General features: G+C 61.5%; 12 protein-coding genes. 5 read left to right on the plus strand and 7 right to left on the minus strand.

Annotation, left to right across the window (positions count from 1 at the left end; genetic code table 11):
• Positions 1 to 26: 26 nt before the first annotated feature.
• Both ATE40_RS09820 and dacD read right to left on the minus strand, forming a co-directional pair.
• Complete coding sequence (locus ATE40_RS09820; protein WP_025159783.1) at positions 27 to 932, minus strand: LysR family transcriptional regulator; 906 nt, start codon at positions 930 to 932, stop codon at positions 27 to 29.
• A gap of 64 nt (positions 933 to 996) precedes the next feature.
• A complete protein-coding gene (gene dacD / locus ATE40_RS09825) occupies positions 997 to 2,166 on the minus strand; it encodes a serine-type D-Ala-D-Ala carboxypeptidase DacD (RefSeq protein WP_025159784.1) in 1,170 nt (389 codons plus the stop codon).
• 282 nt (positions 2,167 to 2,448) lie between these two features.
• On the opposite strand from dacD, the gene ATE40_RS09830 reads away from it, so the two are divergent.
• Positions 2,449 to 4,755, plus strand: a complete 2,307-nt coding sequence (locus ATE40_RS09830; protein ID WP_063919569.1) for an FdhF/YdeP family oxidoreductase — start codon at positions 2,449 to 2,451, stop codon at positions 4,753 to 4,755.
• Positions 4,756 to 4,770: 15 nt separating this feature from the next.
• On the opposite strand, the gene ATE40_RS09835 is transcribed toward ATE40_RS09830, so the two are convergent.
• The gene (locus ATE40_RS09835; protein WP_063919570.1) at positions 4,771 to 5,625 is read right to left on the minus strand and encodes a LysR family transcriptional regulator; all 855 of its coding nucleotides are present in this window, start codon (positions 5,623 to 5,625) and stop codon (positions 4,771 to 4,773) included.
• 99 nt (positions 5,626 to 5,724) lie between these two features.
• Here ATE40_RS09835 and gloA point away from each other — a divergent pair, with 99 nt between their 5' ends.
• Both gloA and ATE40_RS09845 read left to right on the plus strand, forming a co-directional pair.
• Positions 5,725 to 6,252 (plus strand): lactoylglutathione lyase, encoded by a 528-nt coding sequence (gene gloA, locus ATE40_RS09840; protein WP_019452681.1) that lies wholly within the window; start codon positions 5,725 to 5,727, stop codon positions 6,250 to 6,252.
• Between the two features lie 187 nt (positions 6,253 to 6,439).
• Positions 6,440 to 8,374 carry an exoribonuclease II gene (locus tag ATE40_RS09845; RefSeq protein ID WP_063919571.1) on the plus strand — a complete coding sequence of 645 codons (1,935 nt, stop codon included), beginning with the start codon at positions 6,440 to 6,442 and terminating at the stop codon, positions 8,372 to 8,374.
• Between the two features lie 75 nt (positions 8,375 to 8,449).
• Here the strand turns inward: ATE40_RS09845 and ATE40_RS09850 are convergent, their stop codons facing one another.
• Positions 8,450 to 9,760 carry an MFS transporter gene (locus tag ATE40_RS09850; protein ID WP_063919572.1) on the minus strand — a complete coding sequence of 437 codons (1,311 nt, stop codon included), beginning with the start codon at positions 9,758 to 9,760 and terminating at the stop codon, positions 8,450 to 8,452.
• A 30-nt stretch (positions 9,761 to 9,790) separates the two neighbouring features.
• Complete coding sequence (locus tag ATE40_RS09855; RefSeq protein ID WP_063919573.1) at positions 9,791 to 10,954, minus strand: M20 aminoacylase family protein; 1,164 nt, start codon at positions 10,952 to 10,954, stop codon at positions 9,791 to 9,793.
• 43 nt (positions 10,955 to 10,997) lie between these two features.
• On the opposite strand from ATE40_RS09855, the gene ATE40_RS24675 reads away from it, so the two are divergent.
• Entirely contained in the window at positions 10,998 to 11,282 is a 285-nt protein-coding gene (locus ATE40_RS24675; RefSeq protein WP_156785423.1) for a hypothetical protein, read from the plus strand.
• A 57-nt stretch (positions 11,283 to 11,339) separates the two neighbouring features.
• Complete coding sequence (locus tag ATE40_RS09860) at positions 11,340 to 13,406, plus strand: carbon starvation CstA family protein (RefSeq protein WP_063919574.1); 2,067 nt, start codon at positions 11,340 to 11,342, stop codon at positions 13,404 to 13,406.
• 62 nt (positions 13,407 to 13,468) lie between these two features.
• On the opposite strand, the gene ATE40_RS09865 is transcribed toward ATE40_RS09860, so the two are convergent.
• A complete protein-coding gene (locus ATE40_RS09865; RefSeq protein ID WP_244889079.1) occupies positions 13,469 to 23,140 on the minus strand; it encodes a hemagglutinin repeat-containing protein in 9,672 nt (3,223 codons plus the stop codon).
• A 67-nt stretch (positions 23,141 to 23,207) separates the two neighbouring features.
• Positions 23,208 to 24,929: a ShlB/FhaC/HecB family hemolysin secretion/activation protein gene (locus ATE40_RS09870; RefSeq protein WP_063918430.1), complete on the minus strand. Its 1,722-nt coding sequence runs from the start codon at positions 24,927 to 24,929 to the stop codon at positions 23,208 to 23,210.
• Positions 24,930 to 25,158 lie beyond the last annotated feature (229 nt).

Raw genomic sequence — 25,158 nt, forward strand, 5'->3', positions numbered from 1 at the left:
ACCCTCGGCCGCAAGACAGCCTGTCCTCAGATATTCTGCCGCCGCAGCCACTCGCTGGCGGCGTCGAAAAACTTCTGCGCCAGCGGCGTAGCGCGCTCCGCCATATCGACCACCACCGCCGCATGACGCGGCATGGCGCCGATGGCCACCGGGCGCCGCTGCAACGCCGGCATCAGCGGTGATTGCAGTTGGCCGCGCGGGAACAAGCCGCAACCCAAACCGACGAAAATGCCCTCGAGCAATTGGAAGATCGAAGCGGTTTCCAGCCGCGGGTGCAGCGTCAACCCGGCGTCACGGAAGTGCTGATCGAGATAACGACGGAAGTAACGCGTCGGTTCGGCCAGGCACAGCGGTAACGCGGCCACCGCCTCCAGCGGCAACGGCGCATCGCCCACCAGCTTCGGAAAATGCTGCGGATGAAACACCAGCTCGACGCCAGTTTCCACCAGCGGTTGCGATTGGAAATGCAGTTCCTTCAAGGTCGACAGCTCGAAAAAGCCGATGCCGATGTCGACGGTATGCGCCGTCAGCGCCTCCAGCAGTTGATCGGCGCTCAGCACCGCCAGCCGGTAATCGAGATGCGGATAACGCTCGCTGACCGCCTTGAGCATTTCCGATACCGAGATACTGCACTGCGGCACCACGCCAAGGCGCAGCGTGCCGTGCAAGCCATGCTTGAGCGACTCCACCTCCAGCTTCAGCCCCTGGTAAACCGAGACGATCTCACGCGCCCATGCCAGCACCCGCTCGCCTTCGGCGGTAAAACCGCCGAAATGGTTGCCGCGGTTAATCAGCGAAACGCCCAGCTCTTTTTCCAGATTTTTCAATCGCATGGATAGCGTCGGCTGGCTAACGAAGCTAGCCTCCGCCGCCCGGCCGAAGTGGCGTTCTCGTTCTAAATTACACAAATAAATCAGTTGTTTAATATCCATAACGCGGCTCAATGATCGGCATTCGCACCAGTATACCACCGGGCGCCGCAGCCCGCCCGGTGAGTCAGAGTTTGAGCTTCACGTAATCCACCAGCCGTGAGAACACGCTACCTTGCGGCACCGCCTGCAGCGCCACCAGCGGCAGGGTTTTCACCACCTGGCCATTGTCGCTGATGCGGATCTCGCCGACGGTCTGCCCTTTATTGATCGGCGCTTCCAGTCGCACGACGTTGAGCACGTACTGCGCCTTCAGCTTGTCCGCCTCGGTTTTCGGCAGGCTGAGCGACTGGTCCTGCGCGCTGCCGACCGGCAGGCGATGGCTTGCACCGTACCAGACCGGCTCATCCCCCAGGCTCTGGCCGGCACTGAACAGATGCGCGGTGGTAAAATCGCGCAGCCCCCAGGTCAACAGCTTACGCGCCTGCTCCTCACGCCCTTTCGCGCTTTTGCCGCCCATCACCACGGCGATCAAGCGTCGATCCCCTTCGGTGGCGGAGGCGATGATGTTGAAGCCGGCCGAGGCGGTATGGCCGGTTTTCAAACCGTCGACGTGCAGGGTTTTGTCCCACAACAGGCCGTTACGGTTCTGCTGCGTGATACCGTTCCAGGTCAGCGACTTCTCGCTGTACATGTGGTATTCCGCCGGTTCGCTCATGATGATGGCGCGCGCAATCACCGCCAGATCGCCGGCCGTGGTGAACTGCCCCGGCGCATCCAGCCCATGCACCGTTTCAAAATGGGTATTCTGCAACCCCAGCTGCGCGCTCTTCTCGTTCATCAGCTTGACGAAGTTGGCCTGGCTGCCCGCCACGTAGTCCGCCATCGCCACGCAGGCGTCGTTGCCGGAATCGATGATGATGCCGCGACTGAGATCGCGAACAGTGACCCTGTCACCCGGCTTCAGGAACATCAGCGAGGAACCTTTGAACACCGGGTTGCCCTGCGCCCAGGCATCCTTCCCTACGGTGACGACATCGTCGAGGCCAATTTTATGCTGATCGAGCGCGTGGTCGATCACCAACCCGGTCATGAGTTTGGTCAGGCTGGCCGGGTTGCGCCGTTCGTCGGCATTGCCGGCAGCCAACACCTGGCCGGTGGTGTAATCCATCAACACGTAAGAGGCGGCGTCTATCGCCGGCGGGGTCATGGTGGGAAAATTGGGCGACGTTTCCGCCGCCTGCGCCGCCAAAGGCAGTAAAATACCGCCGATCACCACTGATACTGAACGCTTCACGCTGTGTTCCTCAGGCCCGCAGGCTAAATAAAATACCAATATAATCCGCGAGATAGACTGCATTAATTCACATTCAGACGAAACCATTACTCTTTTGCAGCGGGTGTCTTTATGCAACCATTTGTTTACGTCACCGCCCGCCCGCGATAGATATGCTCTATGCCGCCATTGCCCCATTCGATTAGACGCCACCCCGCAACGCCCCTAAACTTGTGACATAAATACGCAAGACGCATAAAAAAGCGTTTACTTTTTAGCTACAACCACCTGCGAAGTGTCACCATGAAATTCAAACCGTCAATCAAGCCTTATACCGGCCCAGCGGGCGGCTGGGGTTCGCTTGAAGCCACCACCCGCTTTGTCCTCGACAGTAAACAAACGCTAAAAAACATGCGCAACCTGATGCGCGTCAACAAGGCACGCGGCTTCGACTGCCCCGGTTGCGCCTGGGGCGACGACAACCACAGCACCTTCAGCTTCTGCGAAAACGGCGCCAAAGCGGTCAGTTGGGAAGCGACGCGCAGCGCGGTCGAGCCCGAATTCTTCGCCGCCCACAGCGTCAGCACCCTGCAGCAGCAGAGCGATTATTTCCTCGAATATCAGGGGCGCCTCACGCATCCGATGCGTTACAACGCCCAAACCGACCACTATGAACCTATTCATTGGCCGGACGCGCTGGCGCTGATCGCCAAACACATCAACGGCATGGACAACCCGAACCAGATCGAGCTGTATACCTCGGGCCGCGCCAGCAACGAAGCGTCGTACCTTTATCAGCTGTTCGGCCGCATGCTCGGCACCAGCAATTTCCCCGACTGCTCCAATATGTGTCATGAAGCGAGCGGCGTTGGGCTGAAACAGAGCATCGGCGTCGGTAAAGGCACCATCCGCATCGACGACTTTGAAAAAGCCGACGCCATCTTCGTGTTCGGCCAAAACCCCGGCACCAACCACCCGCGCATGCTGCACAGCCTGAAAAACGCCGCCCGGCGCGGCGCGCGCATCGTCAGCTTCAACACCCTGCGCGAGCGCGGGTTGGAAAGATTCGCCGATCCGCAGGATCCGGTGCAGATGCTGACGCCTAAGTCCTCGCCGATCAGCTCGTCCTATTACCAACCGAATCTGGGCGGCGATATGGCGGCGGTGCGCGGCATGGTGAAAGCGCTGCTGGAAACCCACCGTCAGCGTCTGGCCACCGGTGAACCCGCCCTGTTCGACCTGGCGTTTATCGAACAGCACAGCGTCGGCGTGGAGGCTTACCTGGCGCAGGTGGACGCGACCGAGTGGCAGACCATTACCGCACAGTCAGGCCTGAGCGAAGCGCAACTGCGCCAGGCGGCGGGCACCTACCAGGGCGCCGAGCGGGTAATCTGCACCTGGGCGATGGGCGTGACACAGCATAAACACTCTATCGCGACGGTGCGCGAAATCACCAACCTGCAGCTGCTGTTCGGGCAACTGGGCAAGCCGGGCGCCGGTCTGTGTCCGGTGCGCGGCCACAGCAACGTCCAGGGCAACCGCACCATGGGGATCGATGAGAAGTCGCCGAAGGCACTGCTCGACAGCCTGGAACGCCACTTTAACTTCACCGCCAATCGCGCGCTGGGCCACAACACGGTAGAAGCGATCGAGGCGATGCTGCGCGGCGAAGTGAAAGTGCTGATCGCGCTGGGCGGCAACCTGGCCGCTGCGGCGCCGGACACCGAGCGCACCGCCCGCGCCCTGCGCAACTGCGATTTGACGGTGCATATCAGCACTAAACTTAACCGCAGCCACCTGGTGACCGGCAAAGACGCGCTGATCCTGCCAACGCTGGGCCGCACCGAGTTGGATATGCAGGCCAGCGGCTCGCAGTACATCACGGTCGAAGACTCTTTCAGCATGGTTCACGCTTCGGAAGGCATCGGCAAACCGCTGGCGGATACCCAACGCTCGGAAACCGCGATCGTTTGCGGCATTGCCGACGCGGTGCTGGGCACGCAACAGCTGGACTGGCTGGAACTGGCCGACGACTACTCGCTGATCCGCGATCATATCGCCGCCACCATTCCCGGCTTCGAGGATTTCAACCGGCGCTGCGACCAGCCCGGCGGGTTCTACCTGGGCAACGCCGCCGCCGAACTGCGCTTCGCCACGCCGAGCGGCAAGGCGGAATTCAGCGCCGCCGCGCTGCCGGCGACCCTGTTCCCGCAGCTGGGCGACGAGCAAGCGCCGTTTACCCTGCAAACCCTGCGTTCGCACGATCAGTACAACACCACCATCTATGGCCTGGATGACCGTTACCGCGGCGTATACGGCCAACGCGAAGTGTTGTTCATCCATCCGGAAGATCTGGCGGCGCTGGGCCTGCAGGATGGCGAACGGGTAGAGATAGAAACCCTGTGGAACGACGGCGTGGTGCGCAAGGTGGACGGCTTCAAGCTGGTGAGTTACGACATTCCGCGTGGCAACCTGGCGGCCTACTATCCGGAAACCAACCCGCTGGTGCCGCTGGCGAGCTTCGGCGACGGCACCGGCACCCCGACGTCGAAGTCAATCCCGGTGGTGATTCGCCGCAGCGAGCAGCAACCTTCGCTGCGTATTGCCTGAAAACGCGCGCCCGGTTTACGCCGGGCGCGCCAATATCTCCAGGATGGTCTGCAATTCGTCAGACAGCTGATGCCTGCGCCAGACGAAGTAGAGATCGCTCACGCCCTCCTCGCCCATTTCCACCACCTTCAGCCCCGGCGCCGGCAAGATCTGCGGCAGCAAAGAGCCAGGCACGCAGGCGACGCCGCAACCGGCTTGCACGCAGGCCGCCATCGCGGCATAAGATTCCATTTCCAGCGTCATGCGCGGCTTCAGCCCGCGCGAGGCGAGCCAGTGATCGACCTTCAGGCGGAACGAACATTCGCGGCTGAAGGTGTAAAACTCCAGCGCCGCCAGGATAGCGGCGTCGGGTTGCCCGGCGTCGGCCGGCATCAGCAGCACCAGCCGTTCGTCAAACGCCTTTTGGCTGGCCAGCAGCGGATGTTCAATCGGGCCATCGCTGATCGCCAGATCGAGATCGCTGTCGATCAGCATGCGCTCCAGCACCAATGAATCGCGGCTCAGCACGTTGATCTGCAGATGAGGCTGTAAACGGCGCAGCCGGACGATACGCGCCGGCAAATGGCTGACCAGCGAAAAATCCAGCGCCCCGAGGTTCAGCAGCCCGTGCTGGTACTCGCCGGCGAACAGTTGCTTGCTGCGCTCCGCCTGCGCCACGATGTCGCGCGCCTGCTGGTAGAACAACCGGCCTTTGGGATTGACGTACAGCCGGTTCTTGTCGCGAAAAAACAGTTCGCCACCCAACGACTCCTCCAGCTCGCGCAGCCGCAGCGTGACGTTGGAAGGCACGCAGTGCAGCTCGCGGGCGGCGGCGGCGATGGTTTTGTGTTCCACCACGGTGCAGAAAAACTTAAGTTGGCTCAGCTTCATGTTTCATTCACTTTTAGTAAGTGTTTTAGTTAAAAACAATCACTTTAGATTAGCATCGATTTCACCTACAGTCTGCCGACACCCTGAGGAGGATCACTGATGCCACTGAATGATTTATTGACGCTGCCCGGCGTGGCGGCCCAACCCGACGCGGTAACCGACGGTTACGTGTTCAACCACACCATGATCCGCGTGAAAGACCTGACCAAAGCGCTGGATTTCTACACCCGCGTGCTGGGCTTTACCCCAGTCTATCTGGAAGAGTTTAAAGAAGCCGCCTTCACCATCTGCTACCTGACGCGCAGCCCGCGCGAGCAGATCCCGCAGGATGACGACGAGCGCAAACGCTGGGCGCTGAGCCAGCCGGGCATTCTCGAACTGACCCATAACCACGGCACCGAAAATCAGGCGGATTTCCACTACCACAACGGCAACGGCGAGCCGCGCGGCTTTGGCCACCTGTGCGTCACGGTGCCGGACGTGCGCGCCGCCTGCGAGCGTTTTGAGCGCCTCGGCGTCACCTTCCAGAAACGCCTGCATGAAGGCCGTATGAACTACGTCGCGTTCATTCGCGATCCGGACGATTATTGGATTGAAATCCTGCAGCCGACGCCGCTGCAGGACTGATTGTAACCCCCCCTTCACCCCGGCCTGCGCGCCGGGGTTTTTCATCTATCGCACTTCGATTGACCGATCTTGCGCAAAAACGGGCGGCAACGCGGGGATCCGTGACGTTAGGCTTGCTCGCAGCGGGTGATTCGCGTAAAACTGTCAGCCGCAAATCTTGCCACTCACAACCCATTCACTGGACGATATGTTTCAAGATAACCCGCTGCTGGCGCAGCTAAAACAGCAACTTCACTCTCAGACCCCGCGCGTTGAAGGCGTCGTGAAAGGGACTGAGAAAGGCTTTGGCTTTCTTGAAGTAGACGGTCAAAAAAGCTACTTCATTCCGCCGCCGTACATGAAGAAAGTCATGCACGGGGATCGCATTATCGCCGCCCTGCACACCGAGAAAGAACGTGAAATCGCCGAGCCGGAAACCCTGGTCGAGCCATTCCTCTCGCGCTTCGTCGGCCGCGTGCAAAAGCGCGACGATCGCCTGTCCATCGTGCCCGATCATCCGTTGCTGAAAGATGCGATTCCGTGCCGCCCGGTGCGTGAACTGGCCCACAACTTCCAGGCCGGCGACTGGGCGGTGGCGGAAATGCGCCGTCATCCGCTGAAAGGCGATCGCGGCTTCAACGCCGATCTGACCCGTTTCATCACCGAGGGTGAAGACCATTTCGCCCCATGGTGGGTGACGCTGGCGCGCCACAATCTGGAGAAAGAGGCGCCGGAAATGCTGGCCCTCAGCGAGCCGAACGCCGCGCTGGCCCGTGAGGACCTGACCGCGCTCGAATTCGTTACCATCGACAGCGCCAGCACCGAAGACATGGACGATGCGCTGTACGTGACCGACAACGGCGACGGTTCGCTGCAGCTGACCATCGCCATCGCCGATCCGACCGCCTACGTTGAACAAGGCAGCAAGCTGGATGAGATCGCCCGCGTGCGCGCCTTCACCAACTACCTGCCGGGCTTCAACATCCCGATGCTGCCGCGCGACCTGTCGGACAACCTGTGCTCGCTGCGCCCTAACGAGCGCCGCCAGGTGCTGGCCTGCCGCGTGACCATCGCCGCCGACGGCGCGCTGGGCGACGATATTCAGTTCTTCGCCGCCGAGATCGAATCCAAAGCCAAGCTGGTGTACGACGAAGTCTCCGACTGGCTGGAAGGCATTGCCGGCTGGCAGCCGCCGAGCGACGCCATCGCGCAACAGGTTACCCTGCTGAAACGCGTTTGCGACGCACGCAACGCCTGGCGCCACCAGCACGCGCTGGTGTTCAAAGATCGCCCGGACTACCGCTTCGTGCTGGGTGAAAAAGGCGACGTGCTGGAGATCGTCACCGAGCAGCGCCGCAGCGCCAACCGCATCGTTGAAGAATGCATGATCGCCGCCAACGTCTGCGCCGCCATCGTGCTGCGCGATCGCCTGGGCTTCGGCGTGTACAACGTGCACACCGGTTTCGATCCTGCGCTGGTCGAGCAAGCGGTCACCGTGCTGCAGGCCAACGGCGTGGAAGCCGAAGCCGAGAAGCTGCTGACCCTCGACGGTTTCTGCGAACTGCGCCGCCATCTGGATGCGCAGCCGACCCAGTTCCTCGACAGCCGCATCCGCCGCTTCCAGACCTTCGCCGAGATCAGCACCACGCCGGGGCCGCACTTCGGTCTGGGGCTGGAGGCTTACGCGACCTGGACATCGCCAATCCGTAAATACGGCGACATGGTCAACCATCGTCTGCTGAAGGCGATCATCAACCAGCAGCCGGCGGAAAAACCGCAGGATGACGTGACGGTGCAGCTGGCGGAACGCCGCCGCCTGAACCGCATGGCGGAACGCGACGTCGGCGACTGGCTGTACGCCCGCTTCCTGCAGGACAAGGCCGGTACCGATACCCGTTTCAACGCCGAGATCATCGACGTGACCCGCGGCGGCCTGCGCGTACGTCTGCTGGACAACGGCGCGGTTGCCTTTATCCCGGCGCCGTTTATTCACGCGGTGCGTGACGAAATGCAATGCAGCCAGGAAACCGGCACCGTGCAGATCAAAGGTGAAGTGGTTTACCGCCAGAGCGACACCTTGCAGGTCACCATCGCCGAAGTGCGCATGGAAACCCGCAGCGTGATCGCCCGCCCTGCGGCCTGACGGCCGGATAGCGTACGGTAACAAGCGTCAAGCGCCGGCGGTGAAAACCGCCGGCGTTTTTTTGTCTCGCACCCGCTATTGCAACTTATCGCCGCCGGTTTCGCGCAACAGCGGCAGCGCGGCCAGCGAGATTAGCGTCGCCAGCATCAGATAGCCGGCGGGCGCCAACAATGAACCGCTGAGCACGATCGACTGGGAAGCGATGTATTGGGCAAAGCCACCGAAAATTGCGACGCCGAGGCTATAAACCAGCGCAAACCCCAACGCACGCACTCGCTGCGGAAACAGCTCGGAAATCATCAACAACGTAGGAACAGAACCTAACGTTGTCAGAGCAACCATCAACGCCACCACGCTCAGCAACACCGCCGGATGCGGCGCCACCGTCAGCAGCCAGAAAACCGGCAATGCCAACAACAAAATGGCGATCCGCGCCCAGCGGATCAGCGGCAGGCGACCGTAGCGATCGCACCAATGCCCGACCAGCAGGCTGCCGGCGAAGGTGATGATCCCGGCCAGCAGCATCGCCGCATACCCGTAGGTCTGCGCCATCCCCAGATACTTGACCGCAAAGGTGCCCAGATAGTACATCGAGATATAGGTAGCGACAGTGGCGCCGATGGTCAACATCACGCCGAGCATCACCGCCCGGGAATGTTTGCGCAGTGGTACAGGCGGCTCATGGGTACGCTCCGCCGGCGGCCGGTCGCTTTCCAGCCCGAGACGCAGCCAGCAACCGAGCGGCGCCAGCGCCACGCCGATGAAGAAAGGAATGCGCCATCCCCAACTGGCCATGGCCTGTGGATCGCCCGTGAGCACCGGCAGCCAGCCGCTGAGCCCCAACGCCGTCACGCCGCCGATCACGCTGGCGATGCCCTGCGTCGCCAGCGCCCAGCTGGAGTAGAATCCTCGCCGGCCAGGCGGCGCCGACTCCACCAGAATCGACATGGAGGCACCCACCTCACCGCCCGCCGCCACGCCCTGGATCAGGCGCGCTGCCACCAGCGTGATCGTGCCCCAATAGCCGGCGCTGGCATAGGTCGGCGCAAAACCGATCATCGCCGTGCCCAGACTCATCAGGGATATCGTCAGAATCATCGCGGATTTTCGCCCGCAGCGATCGGCATAAGCGCCGATCAAAATGCCCCCCAACGGCCGCATGATAAAACTGACGCCGAATGTGGCGAACGCCAGCAGCAGCGCCAAATTGGGATCGCTGGAGGGAGGGAAAAACAGCACGCTGATATAAATAACGAAAAAATTGTAAATACCGAAATCGAAGAACTCTAACGCATTGCCGAAAGAGGCGGCGAATATCACCTTCTTGCCGCCGACTTTCGGTCGCGTCGTTATTTCCTGCCGGGCCGCAACCGTATTTTCACTCATTATGACCTTCCCTGTTATTATTCTTTGAGTTTATTTTAAATAGGCTTCCACCAGCGCTCCCCAATAATGGCTGCCCGCCGCCAGACATTCATCGTTAAAGTCGTATCCCGGGTTATGCACCATACAGCTTCCTTCACCGTCGCCATTACCGATCAGCAGATAACACCCCTGCGGCTGCGCCTCGAGCATGAAGGTGAAATCTTCGCTGCCCATCAGCGGCTTGGCGCCGTAGTGCGCGCGCGCGGCGCCAAACTGCTGTTCCGCCACCTGATGCGCGAAGCGCGTCATGGCCTCATCGTTGACCAATACCGGAGCGCCGTTGATGTGATTCACGATTGCCGTGGCGCCGAAGCTTTGCGCCTGCGCCTGAATCAGCGCAGGAATGCGCGTTAACAGCTCGGTTCGCCACTCGCGCCCCAGCGATCGCACGCTAAGCCGCATTTCCGCGCTGTCCGGGATCACATTAGCCGCCTCACCGGCCTTAATGCTGCCGACGGTGATCACCGCCGCCTCCAGCGGATCGGTATTACGCGAGACGATGCTTTGCAGCGCGACGACGATATGCGAGGCCACCAGCACCGGATCGACGGTCAGATGCGGCATAGCGCCGTGCCCACCGCAGCCTTGCACGGTAACGACGAATTGGTCCGTCGAAGCCATAAAGGCGCCGTGACGGAAGAAAAACTCGCCCACAGGCAGACCCGGCATGTTGTGCATGGCGAAGATGGCGTCACAGGGAAAGCGTTCGAATAACCCTTGCTCCACCATCAACGCGCCGCCGCCCAGCGTCTCTTCCGCCGGCTGAAAGATCAGGTGCAGCGTGCCGTTGAAGCGGCGGGTTTGCGCCAGGTAACGCGCAGCGCCGAGCAACATGGTGGTATGGCCATCGTGGCCGCAACCGTGCATGCAGTTGGGCACGCTGCTGCTCCAGGATTTGCCGTTGTTTTCTTCGATCGGCAGCGCATCCATATCGGCGCGCAGCCCGAGACGCTTCGCACCGGCGCCCGCTCGCAGCGTACCGACGACGCCGGTGCCCGCCAATCCGCGGTGCACCTCATACCCCCACGAACTCAGATAATCCGCCACCAAATCGCTGGTACGAAACTCCTCGAAGCCAAGCTCCGGGTGCTGGTGAATATCATGACGAATAGCCGTGAGCTGCGGTAAATATCCTGCAATGACTTTATCTATCATTATTAATTCCTTTTATTGACTTTATTATTTGTGAAATAAATGAATGGCGCCTCAAGCGCGAGCCAAGATATATCACGCAAAACGTTTATTGGTACCCCTCGCGTCGGCAATACAGAAAAATAATGCCAAAGGGATCGCGCAAGGGATGGGTTTAGATATTATCCGCCAGATAAAAATTAAAAATGCAGCAGGAAAAGCTGCCGGGCCACATTGCGACGACAGCCTGCACCAATGGGGTTTCATCACGTTGTTTTTCCACCAAAACCCCACTTGCTTCACATTTCTCATCCGACCTGCCACGGTTCGGCGGCAAAACTTCTACTGTTAAAACGTCATTCCTAATAACAAGGTCGATTTTTACCTCTGCACGCCAAGGAGTTGTTTCATGAAAAACATCAGGTCCGGACTTATCTGGCTGCTGGTGGCGTTGGTCGGCGCTTTCGCCTTCGCCATGCTGGCGCTCAGCCGCGGCGAACACGTCAACGCCGTCTGGCTGGTGGTCGCCGCCGTCGCCTGCTACAGCATCGCCTACCGCTTCTACAGCAGGTTCATCGCCGACAAGGTTTTTGAACTGGATGACCGCCGTCTAACCCCGGCCGAACGTCACAACGACGGCCTGGACTATGTGCCCACCAACAAATGGGTGCTGTTCGGCCACCACTTCGCCGCCATCGCCGGCGCCGGGCCGTTGGTAGGGCCGATTCTGGCCGCGCAGATGGGCTTCCTGCCAGGAACCATCTGGATCCTGGTCGGCGTCATGCTGGCCGGCGCGGTGCAGGATTTCCTGGTGCTGTTTATCTCCACCCGCCGCGACGGGCGTTCGCTGGGGGAGATGGCCAAACAGGAGCTGGGGGCGTTCGCCGGGGTGATCACCATGCTCGGCGCGCTGGGGGTGATGATCATCATCCTGTCGGCGCTGGCGCTGGTGGTGGTGAAGGCGCTGGCCGACAGCCCGTGGGGGCTGTTCACCATCGCCGCCACCATCCCGATCGCGCTGTTCATGGGCGTCTACATGCGTTTTATTCGCCCGGGTAAGATCGCGGAAATATCGGTAATCGGCTTCGTGCTGATGCTGCTGGCGATCATTTACGGCGGCAACGTGGCGCAAGATCCCTACTGGGGGCCGTTCTTCACGCTGCACGGCACCACCCTGACCTGGGTGCTGGTGATCTACGGCTTCGTCGCCTCGGTGCTGCCAGTGTGGCTGCTGCTGGCGCCGCGCGACTACCTTTCGACCTTTATGAAGATCGGCGTCATCATCGGTCTGGCCATCGGCATCGTTTTCGCCATGCCGGAGATGAAAATGCCGGCGGTTTCGCGCTTTATCGACGGCAGCGGCCCGGTGTTCGCCGGCGCCCTGTTCCCGTTCCTGTTCATCACCATCGCCTGCGGCGCCATTTCCGGCTTCCACGCGCTGGTTTCCAGCGGCACCACGCCCAAACTGGTGGAGCGCGAAAGCCACATTCGCTTTATCGGTTACGGCGCCATGCTGATGGAGTCTTTCGTCGCCATCATGGCGTTGATCTGCGCCTCGGTGCTGGATCCGGGCGTTTACTTCGCCATGAACTCACCGGCGGCGCTGATCGGCACCACGGTGGAAAATGCTTCACAGGTGATTAACAGCTGGGGCTTTATCGTCACGCCGGAAACGCTGGCGCTGATCGCCAAAGAGGTGGGTGAAAATTCAATACTGTCGCGTGCAGGCGGTGCCCCGACATTCGCCGTGGGCATGGCGCACATCATCAGCGAGGTGTTCAACAGCCGGGCGATGATGGCGTTCTGGTACCACTTCGCCATTCTGTTCGAAGCGCTGTTCATCCTGACCGCCGTCGACGCCGGCACCCGCGCCTGCCGCTTTATGGTGCAGGATCTGGTAGGCGTGGCGGTGCCGCAGTTGGCCAACAACCGCTCCTGGTTCGGCAACCTGGCGGGCACCACGGTGGCGGTAGCCGGCTGGGGCTTCTTCGTGTATCAGGGGGTGGTCGATCCGCTCGGCGGCATCAATACCCTGTGGCCACTGTTCGGCATCGGCAACCAGATGCTGGCATCGATGGCGCTGATCCTCGGCACCGTGGTGCTGTTCAAGATGAAGAAGCAGCGCTACGCCTGGGTCACCATTCTGCCGACCGCCTGGCTGTTCGTCACCTCGATGACCGCCGGCTGGCAGAAGATCTTCCATGAGAAACCGAGCATCGGTTTCCTGGCGCAAGCGAAGAAATTTTCAACCGGCATTGAGCAAGGCACGATCATTGCGCCGGCCAAGTCGCTGAAGGACATGGAGACCATCGTGTTCAGCAACCAGATCAACGCCGCGCTGTGCGGGTTCTTTATGCTGGTGGCGGTGACCATGCTGATCGCCGCTTTCTTCGCCATCCGCCGGGCGCTGCGTTCCGAACAACCGACGGCGCACGAGGTGGGCGCCGCGCTGCGGGAGGAGACCGGCCGCGGCTGAGTCTCGCCGTTAGGAGAAACGGCCGGCCTCTTGAGCAGTGCGCTGCTTAAGGGGTTGGGCCGTTAACGGACGACAGTTTGTCTGAAGATGTCTCCCCCAGGAATATTGTCTTCACCGACCCGCTTCTTGATTTCCGTCGCCAGGTACGGCGAAGCACCGCTCGCCAGTGCGCCCGCCAGGTTATTGCCCGCCAGCGCCGTCAGCGCCCCCGTTACCGCCTGCGCCGCCTTCTGCAGATCGCTGCCGGTACCGTATTGCCGCATCGCGTTGTCATACGCCTGCTTCATCACCGCCGCATCGTTCGTCGGTTTGCCGCTCTTCTCAAGCTGCTCTCTGGCCTGCGCCAGCGCCGCCGGGTCTTTCTGTGCCTTCAGCCCGGCGATATCGCCCTGCGTGCGGATGACGTCCATCGCCTGGCCGCCAATCTCGCCGATAAGCTGCGCCTGCTTCAGCCGGTTCTGCTCCTTCTCCTTGTTGAATATCGGGCTGATGCTGCCGTCGTTGGCATGTTCGGTATCCCGGTTTAGCTGCGCCACATCCTGCTGCTGTTTGTCGGTGTCACGGACTATCAGCGTTCCCTCACTGACCCCGGCTTTTGTCGTGCCCTCGGCATGCCCGCTGTTGTTGGCGCCCGACAGCATGCCGCCGGCCGTGTTGGTCAACAGCTCTTTGCCCACCGGCCCGCCGGTGCTGAAGCTGCCGCCGCTGTGCGTCGCGCTGTAGTCCGCCTGGTTGTGGATGTCCTTCCAGCCCAGCGTGCCGGTATCGAGGCGGTTGTTCTCTTTGTCTGCCGTGCTGGCTATCACCGCGCCGTCGAGCTGGGTATGTTCTTTGACCTTGACGTCATACCCGCCTTTGCCGGCAAACAGCCCGGTCTGCTCTTTTACCGAGTCGAAGTTGCTGTGCAGCTTGTCCTTGCTGGCACTCACGTTGGCGGAGCCGGTCATCGAGCCGAAGGTGAAACTGCCGCCCGCGCTGGCGTTTTGCTGTTTGGCATCATAGCGGTCGCTATCCTGTTCACTTTGCAGCGTCAGGTTGCGGCCCACGTCGACGGTAACCTTTTCGCCGCTGGCCTGCGCGCCTTTCAATTTGGTGTCGCGGCCGCTGGTCAGGCTGAGATGGCTGCCCGCATCCAGGGTAGTTTCGGTATGGGTCAGGCCGTTGCCGCTCTCATGCCCCTTGCCGGCATTGACGCCGGCCGAGACGCTGATGCCATAACCGCCCGAGCCGGCGCCGATACCGACGCCAACGTTGCCACCTTTGCTGCTGTTCTTGCCGACGGTGCTTTCGCTGTTCTGCGCAGATTGCAAGCTGATGTCCCGCGCCGCATCGAGCGACAGGTCTTTGCCCGCTTTCAGCTGACTGCCGGTGATGGCGATATCGCCACTCTGTGCGTTGTGGTTTTTACCGGTCGCCGTTATCGACAGGTTTTGCCCGGCAGTGAGCGTGCTGCCCTGCGACTGGCTACTGTCGGTACGGGTTTCGCTCTTCGACGACTGACTGCCGTAAGAGGCGCTGATGCCCACTGTGTTGGTGGCGCCTTTCCCCGCATCTGTGTTGAGTTTGTCGAGTTCAACGGCCTGTGCCGCCTGCACGCCGGACAGCGCCGCCTTGGTGTTTTGCAGTGCGTTCAGACGCCCGTCGCCCTCTTTTCTTGCCTGTTGCGCCGAGCTGACGGCGGTGTTGAGTGCACCGCCCACGGTGCCCGACAGCGCCACGCTCAGGCCGCTTTGCTTCTGCTCAAAGGTTTCTTTGCGCGTGCGTTGATCGTAGCCGGGATCGATAGTCACGCTGTCGCCGGTCAGGGCCAGATCCTTGCCCGCCACCAGATCGGCACCGCCAATGTGCAGTTGGTTGCCCGCCGTGATATTGACGCTGCCCTGGCTGCTGCCGACGGTACTGACGCTTTGGCTCTGGGTGGTGGCTTTCTCGTCGATTTCGTGTTTGCTCGACTGCTTGCCTATCGTGAAGCCGATGCCGCCGCTACCCAGCAGGCCGCTCTTTTTCTTCTCTTCCAGCAGGTAATGTGTGTCGGTCTCGGTGGCCGCACCGATATCGACATTACGGCCGGCCTGCAGGTTCACGTCCCGGTCGGCGGCAATGGCCGAGCCGGTGACCGTCAGATCATTACCGGCGCTGACGCTGACGCTGTCGCCGCTCAGCAGCGTGCCTTTCTCACGCGTGGTGGCATCGCGCGCTACGCTGTGGCTGCTGCTTTTTTTCAGGAAGCCTTTTTTCTCCGAACGCTCCTCACTGTAGCGCGACTCTCGCTCGGTAGCCGTATTGAGGGTGACATCGTTTTTCGCCTGCAGGGCGATGGCACCCTGGTCGCTGTGCAGGGTGCTGCCGGTAATAGTGACGTCGCCCTCTCGCCCGACTACCGTCACGCCATCGCGCCCGCTGAAGGTGCTGCCGGTGCTGATTTCGCGCTCGGTTTGTTCGATGCGATGGCTTTTGGTTTTGCCCTCGCGTTTGTTTTCGCTGTCCAGATCTTGCGTGCGGCTGCGCGCGTCTTTAATGGTCACGTCCTGCGCGCTGATGCCAATACGCCCTTCTTTACTGTCAACCTGCGCGCCTTCGGCCAGCAGTTGGTTGCCCGCCACCAGGGTGACGCCCTGGTCGCCGCCGAGTGCACTTAATGTCAGGCGCTCTTCCTGGCGATCGTTGCTGACTGATGACGTACGGCTGTTGGCGGCCAGATGCGTGGTATTGGTGGTGTTCTCGGCCCTGATAGTGATATCGCCGCCGGCCTGTACGCGGGTGCTGCCGCCGGCCTTGGCCTGGCTGCCAGCGAACGTAACGTCCCGCCCGGCCGAAAGGTTAAGGTTGCCGCCGGCGTTAAGCTCGCTCCCCTGTGCTTGCTGCCATTCGCCGCTCACGCGCGCCATCCGGGAGCCTGCCGCTTCCGTGCCGCCACGGGTGCGGTTGCCCATTGCCCCCGAGATAACCTCAAGGTCGGCGATATGGCTGCTTTTCGCGGCGGTGATGGTCAGATCGTTACGCGCGCTCAGGCTGAGCGTATCGGTCGCATCCAGTTTCGCGCCCGTGAGCGTGATATCGGTGCCGCGCAGGCGAATGTCGCCGGCGCTCATGGTCGCCTGGCGCAGCGCCTCCTGCAGGTTGGTGCTCAAAGTCAAACTCTCTGCCTGCACGTCAATGCTACCGGCCTTGATATCACCGCCCTGATGCAGGAACTGCCCGGCATCAACGGTTAACGCCTTATCGGCAAACAGATTGCCGGCATTGGTGATGCTGTTTGCCGAGAGTTGCAGGTCGCCACCGCCAATCACCGCACCATCGCCGGTCAGGCGCAGCGTAGTCTGTGCCAGGTACACCTTCGGTACCCACACCGTTTGCGGGCCGCCTTCCGTTTGCACCGTCTCGCTCACCAGCCAGACGATATCCTGTTGCAACGCTGCAATTTGCTCCGGCGTCAGGGCCACGCCCGGCACCAGATGGAAGTCCTGGGCGACTTTGCTGCCGTTGTTCATCAGTTGCTGATACTGCTCCATCGCATCCCAGGCCTTGACGGACGATTTGCCGGTCAGCGCCAGCACCTGCTCGCGCACCAGACGCTGCTCGTAAAAGCCATCGCCCAGGCGCTTATGGGCCTGCGCGGGGTCATACCCTACGCGTTCTAGCATATAGTCGCTGCTGATAAAGTTGTCGCGGCGGGTAAAGCGTTCATCGGTCACCACCAGGAACGGGCTGCCGGTCGCCGTATGCTGACTAAACAAGCCGTTATTGGGGATGGCGGTGGCCACATTGCCCAGGTGCTGTAACTGCGTCAGCGCCAGCTCAGACGGCAGCAGTGGGCGCCCCAGCGGCGAGGACGGCGCGGCGCCCGGTCTTGTCATTTGCTCGCCCGGTGCCAGCGTCGTATCGCCGTCAGGTCGGGCAGCGCCCTCTACCGTGAAGGCCAGCGGATTGCGCTCAAGCTCGGCGCGTTCGGCATCCACCGCCTTTAACGCCGCATCAAGTTGACTGATTTGCGCCTGATTGACCGTGGTGTTGGTGATGCGGGCTCCGTTGATGGTGACCGTGCCATTGCCGGTGATCACCCCGTCAACGGTCGCCAGCGCCGTGGTTTCATCCCGGTTGAACGTAGGGTACCAGTGATGCGTGTCCTTGTCATAATGGTCAACGATAGCCGCCTGGCGCCGCTCATTAACCGAGTAACCGCGGTTGTCCACGCTGCCGCCGCCGTCCTGCGTCAGATTGCCGTTGGCGGTAATGACGCTGGCGTCATTGAGCAACGCTCCCGTGATGCGCAGCACCATGTTGCCGCCCGCCAGAATACGCGCGCCGATCCCCTCACTCACCAGCTTGTCGCGCGTCACCGTGCCGCTCTCGGTACGTTCGCGGAAGTTGTTGTAATCGGTGATGAACGGCGCGCTGTCGATATCGACATGCTTTTCGGGATCCCAGGTCATCACCTGCGTCCAGTCGTGCTCCCAATGGAAGCCGTTTTGGTACGGCGTCGGGATGGTCGCCAGCTGGTTTCCCCCCCGCGTCTCGTAGAACGTCATGGCATAGCTGCCATCGGCATTCGGCTTGAGCGCCAGGTAGTTGACCCACAGGTCGGTCAGTTGGCCCTTATTGTCCTTGACCCGCACCTGTGCGCGCTTGCCCGCCGCATCAATGGCCAGCAGAGTGCCGTAGCGGTTGGTTTGCGCCGCCGAATCATCCTGGAATGTCAGCTGTTGGGTAGTCGGCGCCAGGGTGCTTTTATCGGGATTGACCGCCGAACCATAAGAGCGCCAGTAGTAATTGTAGCGGTGCCATTTGTAGTCGCTCTTCTCCGCGTCACGCTCAATCACCAGCCCTTCGCGCAGGTTGTTCAGGCGACGGGCCTCGACGGTGGCGTCACCGTCTGCTTCGATAAAGCTGGCCCGATTTTCAATCAGGTCATCGCTGTGCAACTGCAGGCGGTCGGCGCTGTAAATCAGCGCGCCCTCCCGATTGGTCAGTCGCTCACCGGCCTGCACCGTCAGGCTGTGGGTCGCCGCCATCACCGCAGGCGCACCGTGGTTGTCGATAATGCGCCCGTTCACGGTGATGTCGTCGCCCATCAGCGCCGCGGTGTTGTCCAGGGAATCGACGTTCAGCGTCATGCTGTCCGCCTCAAGGCGCCCGGTGTTTTGCAAGGCTCCGGTCGTCAGCTGCAGCGTTTTGCCCACCAGCGTCGCCGGATTGGTGATGCTGGCCGCAGTGAGCGCCAGATTGCCTGGCAGCAACCAATCCGCCAGGTTGGTAAAGGCGCCGCTCAGGGAGAACGTCACCGTGCCGTTACTGCTGATCGTTTCGCCGGCCTGATGGGTGTAGTCCTGCTGCGCGGACAGCGTCAGCGCCTGCAGCCCCAGCAGGGTACCGTTCTGATTATCCAAAGTACGCGCATGCACGGTGAGTTGCTCGGCGCTCTCCACGCGCCCGCCCTGGTTGAGCAGCGCCAGCGGCGAGTCGGTCTGTGACCGGTCAGTATTGATATTGAGGTTGCCGTTGGCCAGGATACGCCCCTGGCGGTTGCCCAGCTGCGTTACCCCCGCGAGGGTCATCTGGCCGCTACTCTGCAGGCGGCCTGCGGTATTGTCGATATCATGAGAGGTGATGTCGGCGCGTGTGGTGCCCAGTATCAACCCACCATCACGATTGTTCAGACGGTCGGCCTGTAGATTGAGAGCCGCCTGGCTGCTGAGCGTGCCCTGACCGCTGTTATCGAGCGTCCCGGCCTTGAGCGCCAGCCCCTGGGTTGACACTAATTGCCCACCCCGGTTGTTGACCTGCGCCCCCTCAAGGGTGAGCGAGTCGCCGCTGTGCACCTTGCCGTGCTGATTGTTAAGCCGGTCGAGTCGGTAGATGCCCGCCCCCTGACTGATGAGCGTACCTCCGGCGTTGTCCAGCTGCTTTGATGCCACCGCGATGCCGCCGCGGCTGCTGAATACGCCGCGTGTATTATTGATACCGGCGGCCGACGCCTTCTGGTCGCCATTACTGCGCACGGCACCGTTGGTATTCTCCAGCAAGCCAAGAATACGCAGCGCTACGTGTTGCTGGCCGTCTATCGTCCCGCCGGCATTATTCAGCGTTTGTGCGTCAAGCGCCAGCGCACCACCGCCCTGTATTTTCCCGCCGCGGTTGTCCAGCCCACCGTTCAGATTGAGCCGCAGCTGCTTCTGGCTGTAGAGTTGCCCCGCCTGTGCGTTATCAAGGCTACGGGCGGCAATAGTCAGCGCCTGGCCCGCCAGCCACTGACCACCGGCGTTATTGATGGCGCCGGCATGTTCGCCATCTTTGGCGCCTGCAACAGCAAGCTGCCCCTGCGCCGAGACCTTGCCGTTGCGATTATCGATATCCTGTTTGATGCGCAGCGCCAGGTTCTGCGCCGATTGCATCACGCCCCGGGCGTTATCCAACCAGTCAGCCGTAAACTGTGCTTCCTGCTGGCTCTGTACGCTGCCCTTCGTATTGTCAAAACCGCCGCTTCTGGCCCGCCAGCTCCCCTGGCTGCCCATCCAACCCTGCGCGTTGACGATATCCTGCGCCTGCAGCATTTGAGACGACTGACTAAAAATCCGCCCCTGGCCGTTATCCAACTTGCCGGTGAACTGCATGTCCAGGCTACCCAGCGCGTTGATGGCGCCCAGAGCATTGAGCAGACTGGCGGCGCGCACCTGCGTGCGGCCATTGCCGGTCAAGGTGCCACCCTGATTGTCCCAGCCGCCGGTCAGGTTCAGGGAAAGCGCCTGCCCGCCGAGCACCACACCGGCGGTGCGGTTGGTCAACTGGCCTCCCTGCAGAGACAGGTCGCCACCGCTCTGCAGGGAGCCGCCATCATTATCGAACAGGCTGGCTGCACCGACTTTAACGGCAAGGGCTTGTTGCGCGGTCAGTTTGCCGGTGCGATTGAGGATATTGCCTGTAGCATCCAGCGTCAGGCCTCCGCCGGACTGCAGCCGCCCGCCGGTATTGTCGAGCGACTGCGCGCTGGCGGTGACCTGCCAGCCACCTTGTGCGGTGCCGCCCTGGTTGTCCCAATCGCCATCGGTGTTGACGGCGAGTGTGCTGCCGCCTTCAAGCCAGCCGGCGGTGTTGCTCAACCCTTGCTTCGCCGTCAGATTCGCATCCTGCCTGGCGACCACCTTGCCCTGAGCGTTATCGAGGCGCTGCGCCGTTAGCGTGAGCGACTCGCCGCTGATTTCCCCCTCGCGGTTGCCAAGCACGCCCGACGTAGTGAGAGAGAGCCTTTGCCCACCCAGCAGCTTGCCGGCCTCGTTGTGGACGTCTCGCGCTGACACCGTGGTTTGCCCATTTCCCTGCACCCTACCGTGATGATTGTTCAGCTCGCCCTCACTGCTCACCGTCAGCATCTCACCGGCGCCCAGCAGCCCCTGCGTGTTGTCCAGCCCCTGACGGGCATGCAGCTCAAGCCGTTGTCGGCCAATCACCTTGCCCTGCGTATTGCCGAGACGGTCAGACTTCACCGTCAGCACCGCGGCGCTGATTTCGCCGCCACGGTTACTGGCATTACCCGAGGTCGTCAGGGTTGATGCCTGGCCGGACAGCAGCTTGCCACCGTCGTTGTTGAGGGTCGTTGCCGTTGCCGTGACGGCCGTTTCGCCTTGCGCCGTGCCGCCACGGTTGTCCCAGTCGCCGGTATGGATATCCAGCGCCTTGCCGGCACCCATCAGGCCGCGTTGGTTATCCAGGCGGCTGGCCGTCAGGTCGAGATTGCCCTGACCGATGATCTGCCCCTGCGCGTTAACCAGCCGTTGTACCGCCAGACGCACGTCATCGCCACTCAGGGTGCCGGACTGGTTATTCAGATCGCTACCTGCCTCAAGCGTCAGGCCGTTCCCGGCCAGCAGGTTGCCCCCGGCATTATTCACCGCACCATCAGCATGGAGCGTGAAGCCCGCCTGGGTTTTTACCGTGCCGCGCTGATTATCGAGGCTGCCGGCGTCGAGGCGAAGAGCTCCGTTGCTGCCCATCGTGCCACCGCCATTGTCGAGCAGGCCACCCACTCGCCAGTGCTGCGCCGTTTCCCCCAGCGCCACCAGGCGACCACGCTGATTGACCAGCCGGCCGGCCGAAAGCAGAAGGCTCTGCGTCTCGATGGTGCCGTCACCGTTATCCAGTGCGCCTGCCAGGGTGAAACGGCTTTCACCGTCACCGGTCTGTGACCAGGTCGCCTGTTGGTTGAACAGGTTGTCGGCATCAACCGTCCAGCGCCCTGCCTTGAGCCTGGCCTGCTGCGCATCCACATTTCCCTTCGTGCTCACGGCCAGCTCACCGCTGTCTACGGTGGACTGGCGCAATGCCACCCCGCCCTCGCGGGCCGTCAGCGCGGTACGGCCGGCTCCGACCTGCGCGCCGCTGATATCCACCCGCCGCCCGGTCGCGTTGACGTTCTTTTTACTGAGCAGACTGCCACTGGCGCGAATTTCGCCCTGGCTATCAAGCTGCAGATTGGCATCATGGACCAGCGTGCTGTCGGCATTACTCCCCGCCAGCAGGTGGCCACTGCTTTGAATGCCGCGCGCGGCGTTCAGGTGCACATTCCCGGCCGCCGCCAACGTACCGGATTGCGTTAACATTCCCTCGCGACTCTGCACGGCCAGTTGGCCACCGCTATACACTTTCCCGTGCGTCTCGATGTCGCCTTTTGCCGCCAGCTGAATATCGCCGCCGGCCTGCGTGGCCGCATCCGGCGCATCAGAGCGCCAGCTGAGCTTGCCTTCGCTGCTCACGGTGAGCGTTTTGCCCGCCCGGACCTGTCCGCCCTGGTTACGCACACCGACGCCGGCTTCAGTGCCAATCATGCGGATACTGCCGCTGTACATGCCGCCCATCTGCCCCATATCGATGGCAAGCTCAGGCCTGGCGCTACCGTCGCCCGAAAGCGGCGCGGCGGTTTTGCCGTCCGCGCTCACGCGATTGCGGCCAGCCACCAGCGTCACGCCTTCTTTAGCCCAGACGCCGGCGTTGACCTCCACCGCGCGCGCCAGAATGTCGACGTACTCGGTATCATGACGGGTATCGCCGTTGAGCCCACCGCCCTCGATGCGCACCACGCCACGCTCGACCTGATAACCTGCCACGCTACCATCGGCATTCAGTTGCGGTTTACCGGTGGTCAGCGTCATGCGTCCGGCGTTGATGGTGCCGCAGCCGTTGCAGACAATGCCGGCGGGGTTGGCCACAATCACCTGCGCCTTGCCGCCGGCCACTTCCATAAAACCGCGCAGCTGGCTGGGATTGTTGCTGTTGACTTCGTTGAGGATGACGCGAGCCGGCGCGGAATTGGGATTGAGATTAGGGTTACCCTGGATCATCCCGGCCATCTGGGTCGCGGCCATCCCCGCCGAGTTGTTGAGGATGGCGCCTTTGGCGTCGACGTCGAACTGCTGATACTGATTATGTGAGACCCCAGCCTGGTTGGGGGCGGTGATGTTGACCTGCGGCAAGCCGTTCTGGGTATTGATGACCTCCGGCCGCTGTGAAGGATTGGCACCGCCGTCCGCGACAATGCCGTCTGCCATGACGGGGCCGGCGAACATCAACAGCCCAAGCAGCCACACTGACCGACGCACGGTGACCCACAGACGACTTCCACCTGTTATTCCTGAACCGATGCGTTGCCCCGGCTCGCTGCTGCAGCTGCGGGCCAGTTCGGACACCACCCGCAACTCCCCGTGGGTGCGGCTGAAGATAAGGCGATAGCAATGTTTGTTCATAGGTCACATCCGTGAGAAAAGTCAGTCCGTTCAGGTCAGCGCAGCAACGCTGCCAGTATCGCGATGTTCAAATTTCCAGATTTACGCTAAAACCCGTGGTCGCGCCGGAGGTGTGGAACCCCGCAGGCTTGTAGAGCGGAACGCCGGCGAACAGGTCATAGCTGAGTCGCCCCCACAAGGCGCCGCGCACCCCAAGCGCGCTGCCCGCCAATTGCCGCCCCGGCAAGCCTCGCGTATTCGGGCCGTCCACCCGCCCGTAGTCGGCGGCCAGATAGAGTTCGTGACCGCGGGCAAACACATTCCAGGCGATGTCGTTACGCCAGACCAAGCCTTTTTCGCCAGACAGCATCTGCTCGCCGTCAAAACCGCGCACCGTGTAGCGCCCGGCAATGGCCATCCGCTCCTGCGGCGTCAGCGCGTTCGGGCTCCACTGGCCGCGCACGCTGGTATACAGCCGCCAGGGCTGCTCACCCCAGGAGAACGGCATGTTGAACCCCGCGTCCCCGATCAGGATGCCGGTACGCGCCGAGCCGTTGTGATTGGCTTCCTCCGGCGCGCGCAGCGCTCCCAGGGCGCCGGTGCCGCGCCGCCAAGCTAGCGACGCATCCAGCGTATTGCGCCCGAGGTAACTGCGCTGGTTCAGTCCAATCTCCCAGCCCGCTGTCCGCCTCTTTTGCTGGGTCATTTCGATGTCTTCCACATAGTTGGTCGAGTGCTTGCGATAGCCGCGCAGGTTGAGCGTGGTCTTGTGCGATTGGTCGCGGTACAGCAACCGGGAAACGGTCAACTGAAAGTTGTCGCTCTTGCCGCTGTAGCGCAGCACCTCATTGGCGTTGGGGATGTTCTGATGGTAGGTGTAGTCGTTATAGTTGGCCGAGAAGGCCCAATATCCCACCGGGAAGAAATAGTTCAGCGTATGCGAACGGTTGCCGAACGGCCCGTGTTGGAATAAATCCTTGCCGATGTTGGCGTAGAACAGGTCATTTTGCGCAAACGGGGCATCAATAGCCAGGGTGGCCGAGCCAAGATAGCGTCCGGTGCTTTTGGAGCCGCTGTCGTCCAACCCCAGACTGAGCCGCACCGGGCGCCCCTCGTGCCAGTTGACCTGCAGATCGCTGGTGCCTTCCTGGGTGCCGGGCACGATTTTAATGTCGGCATTGGCGCTGGGCACCCGCCTGAAGTTCTCCAGCCCCTGCTCGATATCGCGCAGGTTAAGAAGATCGCCGCGCGAGGCCGGAACGGCGTTCCACAACCGTCCACGCCAGGAAACCGGCTCATCAAAGCGGACGTCGCCAATACGCCCGGGTTGCAACGTAAGTGTCAATGTGCCCTGAGTCAGATCCTGCTCCTGCGCCATCACCCGAGTTGTGACGTAGCCTTTGGCCAAAATGGCATTTTGCACCTTGTTGATAGCGAGCACGATCCCCCGCCCGCCCAGGCAACGGCCTTTGGCATCGTTGGCGGCCGCAAGCGCCCACTGAAAGCGTTCGGCCGACTCGCCGACGAGCACCAACCGGTTGATGGTAAAACAGGGTTTTTCGTGAGGAGGATAATCGGGCAGCACCCGCTCAGGGGCAGCCACGCGCGCATCGGCCTGAGGGGTGTTTTGGTTCTGCAGGGCGCGTTCTCGCTCTTGCTGACGCAGCTGCTCACGGGCATCAATAGCCGCCGCGCCCTGGCTGAAAGCCTCAGCCGCAGAGGCGGAAAAAAACGGCACGGTGCCGAGCAACAATCCCGACAGACCATAGCGAATAAAACAAGGCACAGCACGAACGTAATTTGAGCGCATCCTTGGCTCCCCATCATTATTATTTCAATAAATTTATGAGTGAATATTATAAATAATTTAAATAATTGTAATGACACTGCTTTAGTGACGAATTATGAGCCGATAAGGGCAAAAATCAATCGATTTTTCCCGAAAGAGAGATCATGCGGAAAATAAACAGTTCAGCGACAATTAAGTGAAAGGAAAGCCGATAATGGATAATGGATAATGGATAATGAAAGGAGGATGG

It is taken from the genome of Serratia surfactantfaciens (assembly GCF_001642805.2).
Classification (GTDB): Bacteria; Pseudomonadota; Gammaproteobacteria; order Enterobacterales; family Enterobacteriaceae; genus Serratia; species Serratia surfactantfaciens.

Excerpts from the sequence above, each read along its gene's own strand:
- ATE40_RS09820 (WP_025159783.1), bottom strand. The coding sequence starts at position 932 with ATGGATATTAAACAACTGATTTATTTGTGTAATTTAGAACGAGAACGC.
- ATE40_RS09830 (WP_063919569.1), top strand. The coding sequence starts at position 2,449 with ATGAAATTCAAACCGTCAATCAAGCCTTATACCGGCCCAGCGGGCGGC.
- ATE40_RS09835 (WP_063919570.1), bottom strand. The coding sequence starts at position 5,625 with ATGAAGCTGAGCCAACTTAAGTTTTTCTGCACCGTGGTGGAACACAAA.
- gloA (WP_019452681.1), top strand. The coding sequence starts at position 5,725 with ATGCCACTGAATGATTTATTGACGCTGCCCGGCGTGGCGGCCCAACCC.
- ATE40_RS09845 (WP_063919571.1), top strand. The coding sequence starts at position 6,440 with ATGTTTCAAGATAACCCGCTGCTGGCGCAGCTAAAACAGCAACTTCAC.
- ATE40_RS09850 (WP_063919572.1), bottom strand. The coding sequence starts at position 9,760 with ATGAGTGAAAATACGGTTGCGGCCCGGCAGGAAATAACGACGCGACCG.
- ATE40_RS09855 (WP_063919573.1), bottom strand. The coding sequence starts at position 10,954 with ATGATAGATAAAGTCATTGCAGGATATTTACCGCAGCTCACGGCTATT.
- ATE40_RS24675 (WP_156785423.1), top strand. The coding sequence starts at position 10,998 with ATGGCGCCTCAAGCGCGAGCCAAGATATATCACGCAAAACGTTTATTG.
- ATE40_RS09860 (WP_063919574.1), top strand. The coding sequence starts at position 11,340 with ATGAAAAACATCAGGTCCGGACTTATCTGGCTGCTGGTGGCGTTGGTC.
- ATE40_RS09865 (WP_244889079.1), bottom strand. The coding sequence starts at position 23,140 with ATGAACAAACATTGCTATCGCCTTATCTTCAGCCGCACCCACGGGGAG.
- ATE40_RS09870 (WP_063918430.1), bottom strand. The coding sequence starts at position 24,929 with ATGCGCTCAAATTACGTTCGTGCTGTGCCTTGTTTTATTCGCTATGGT.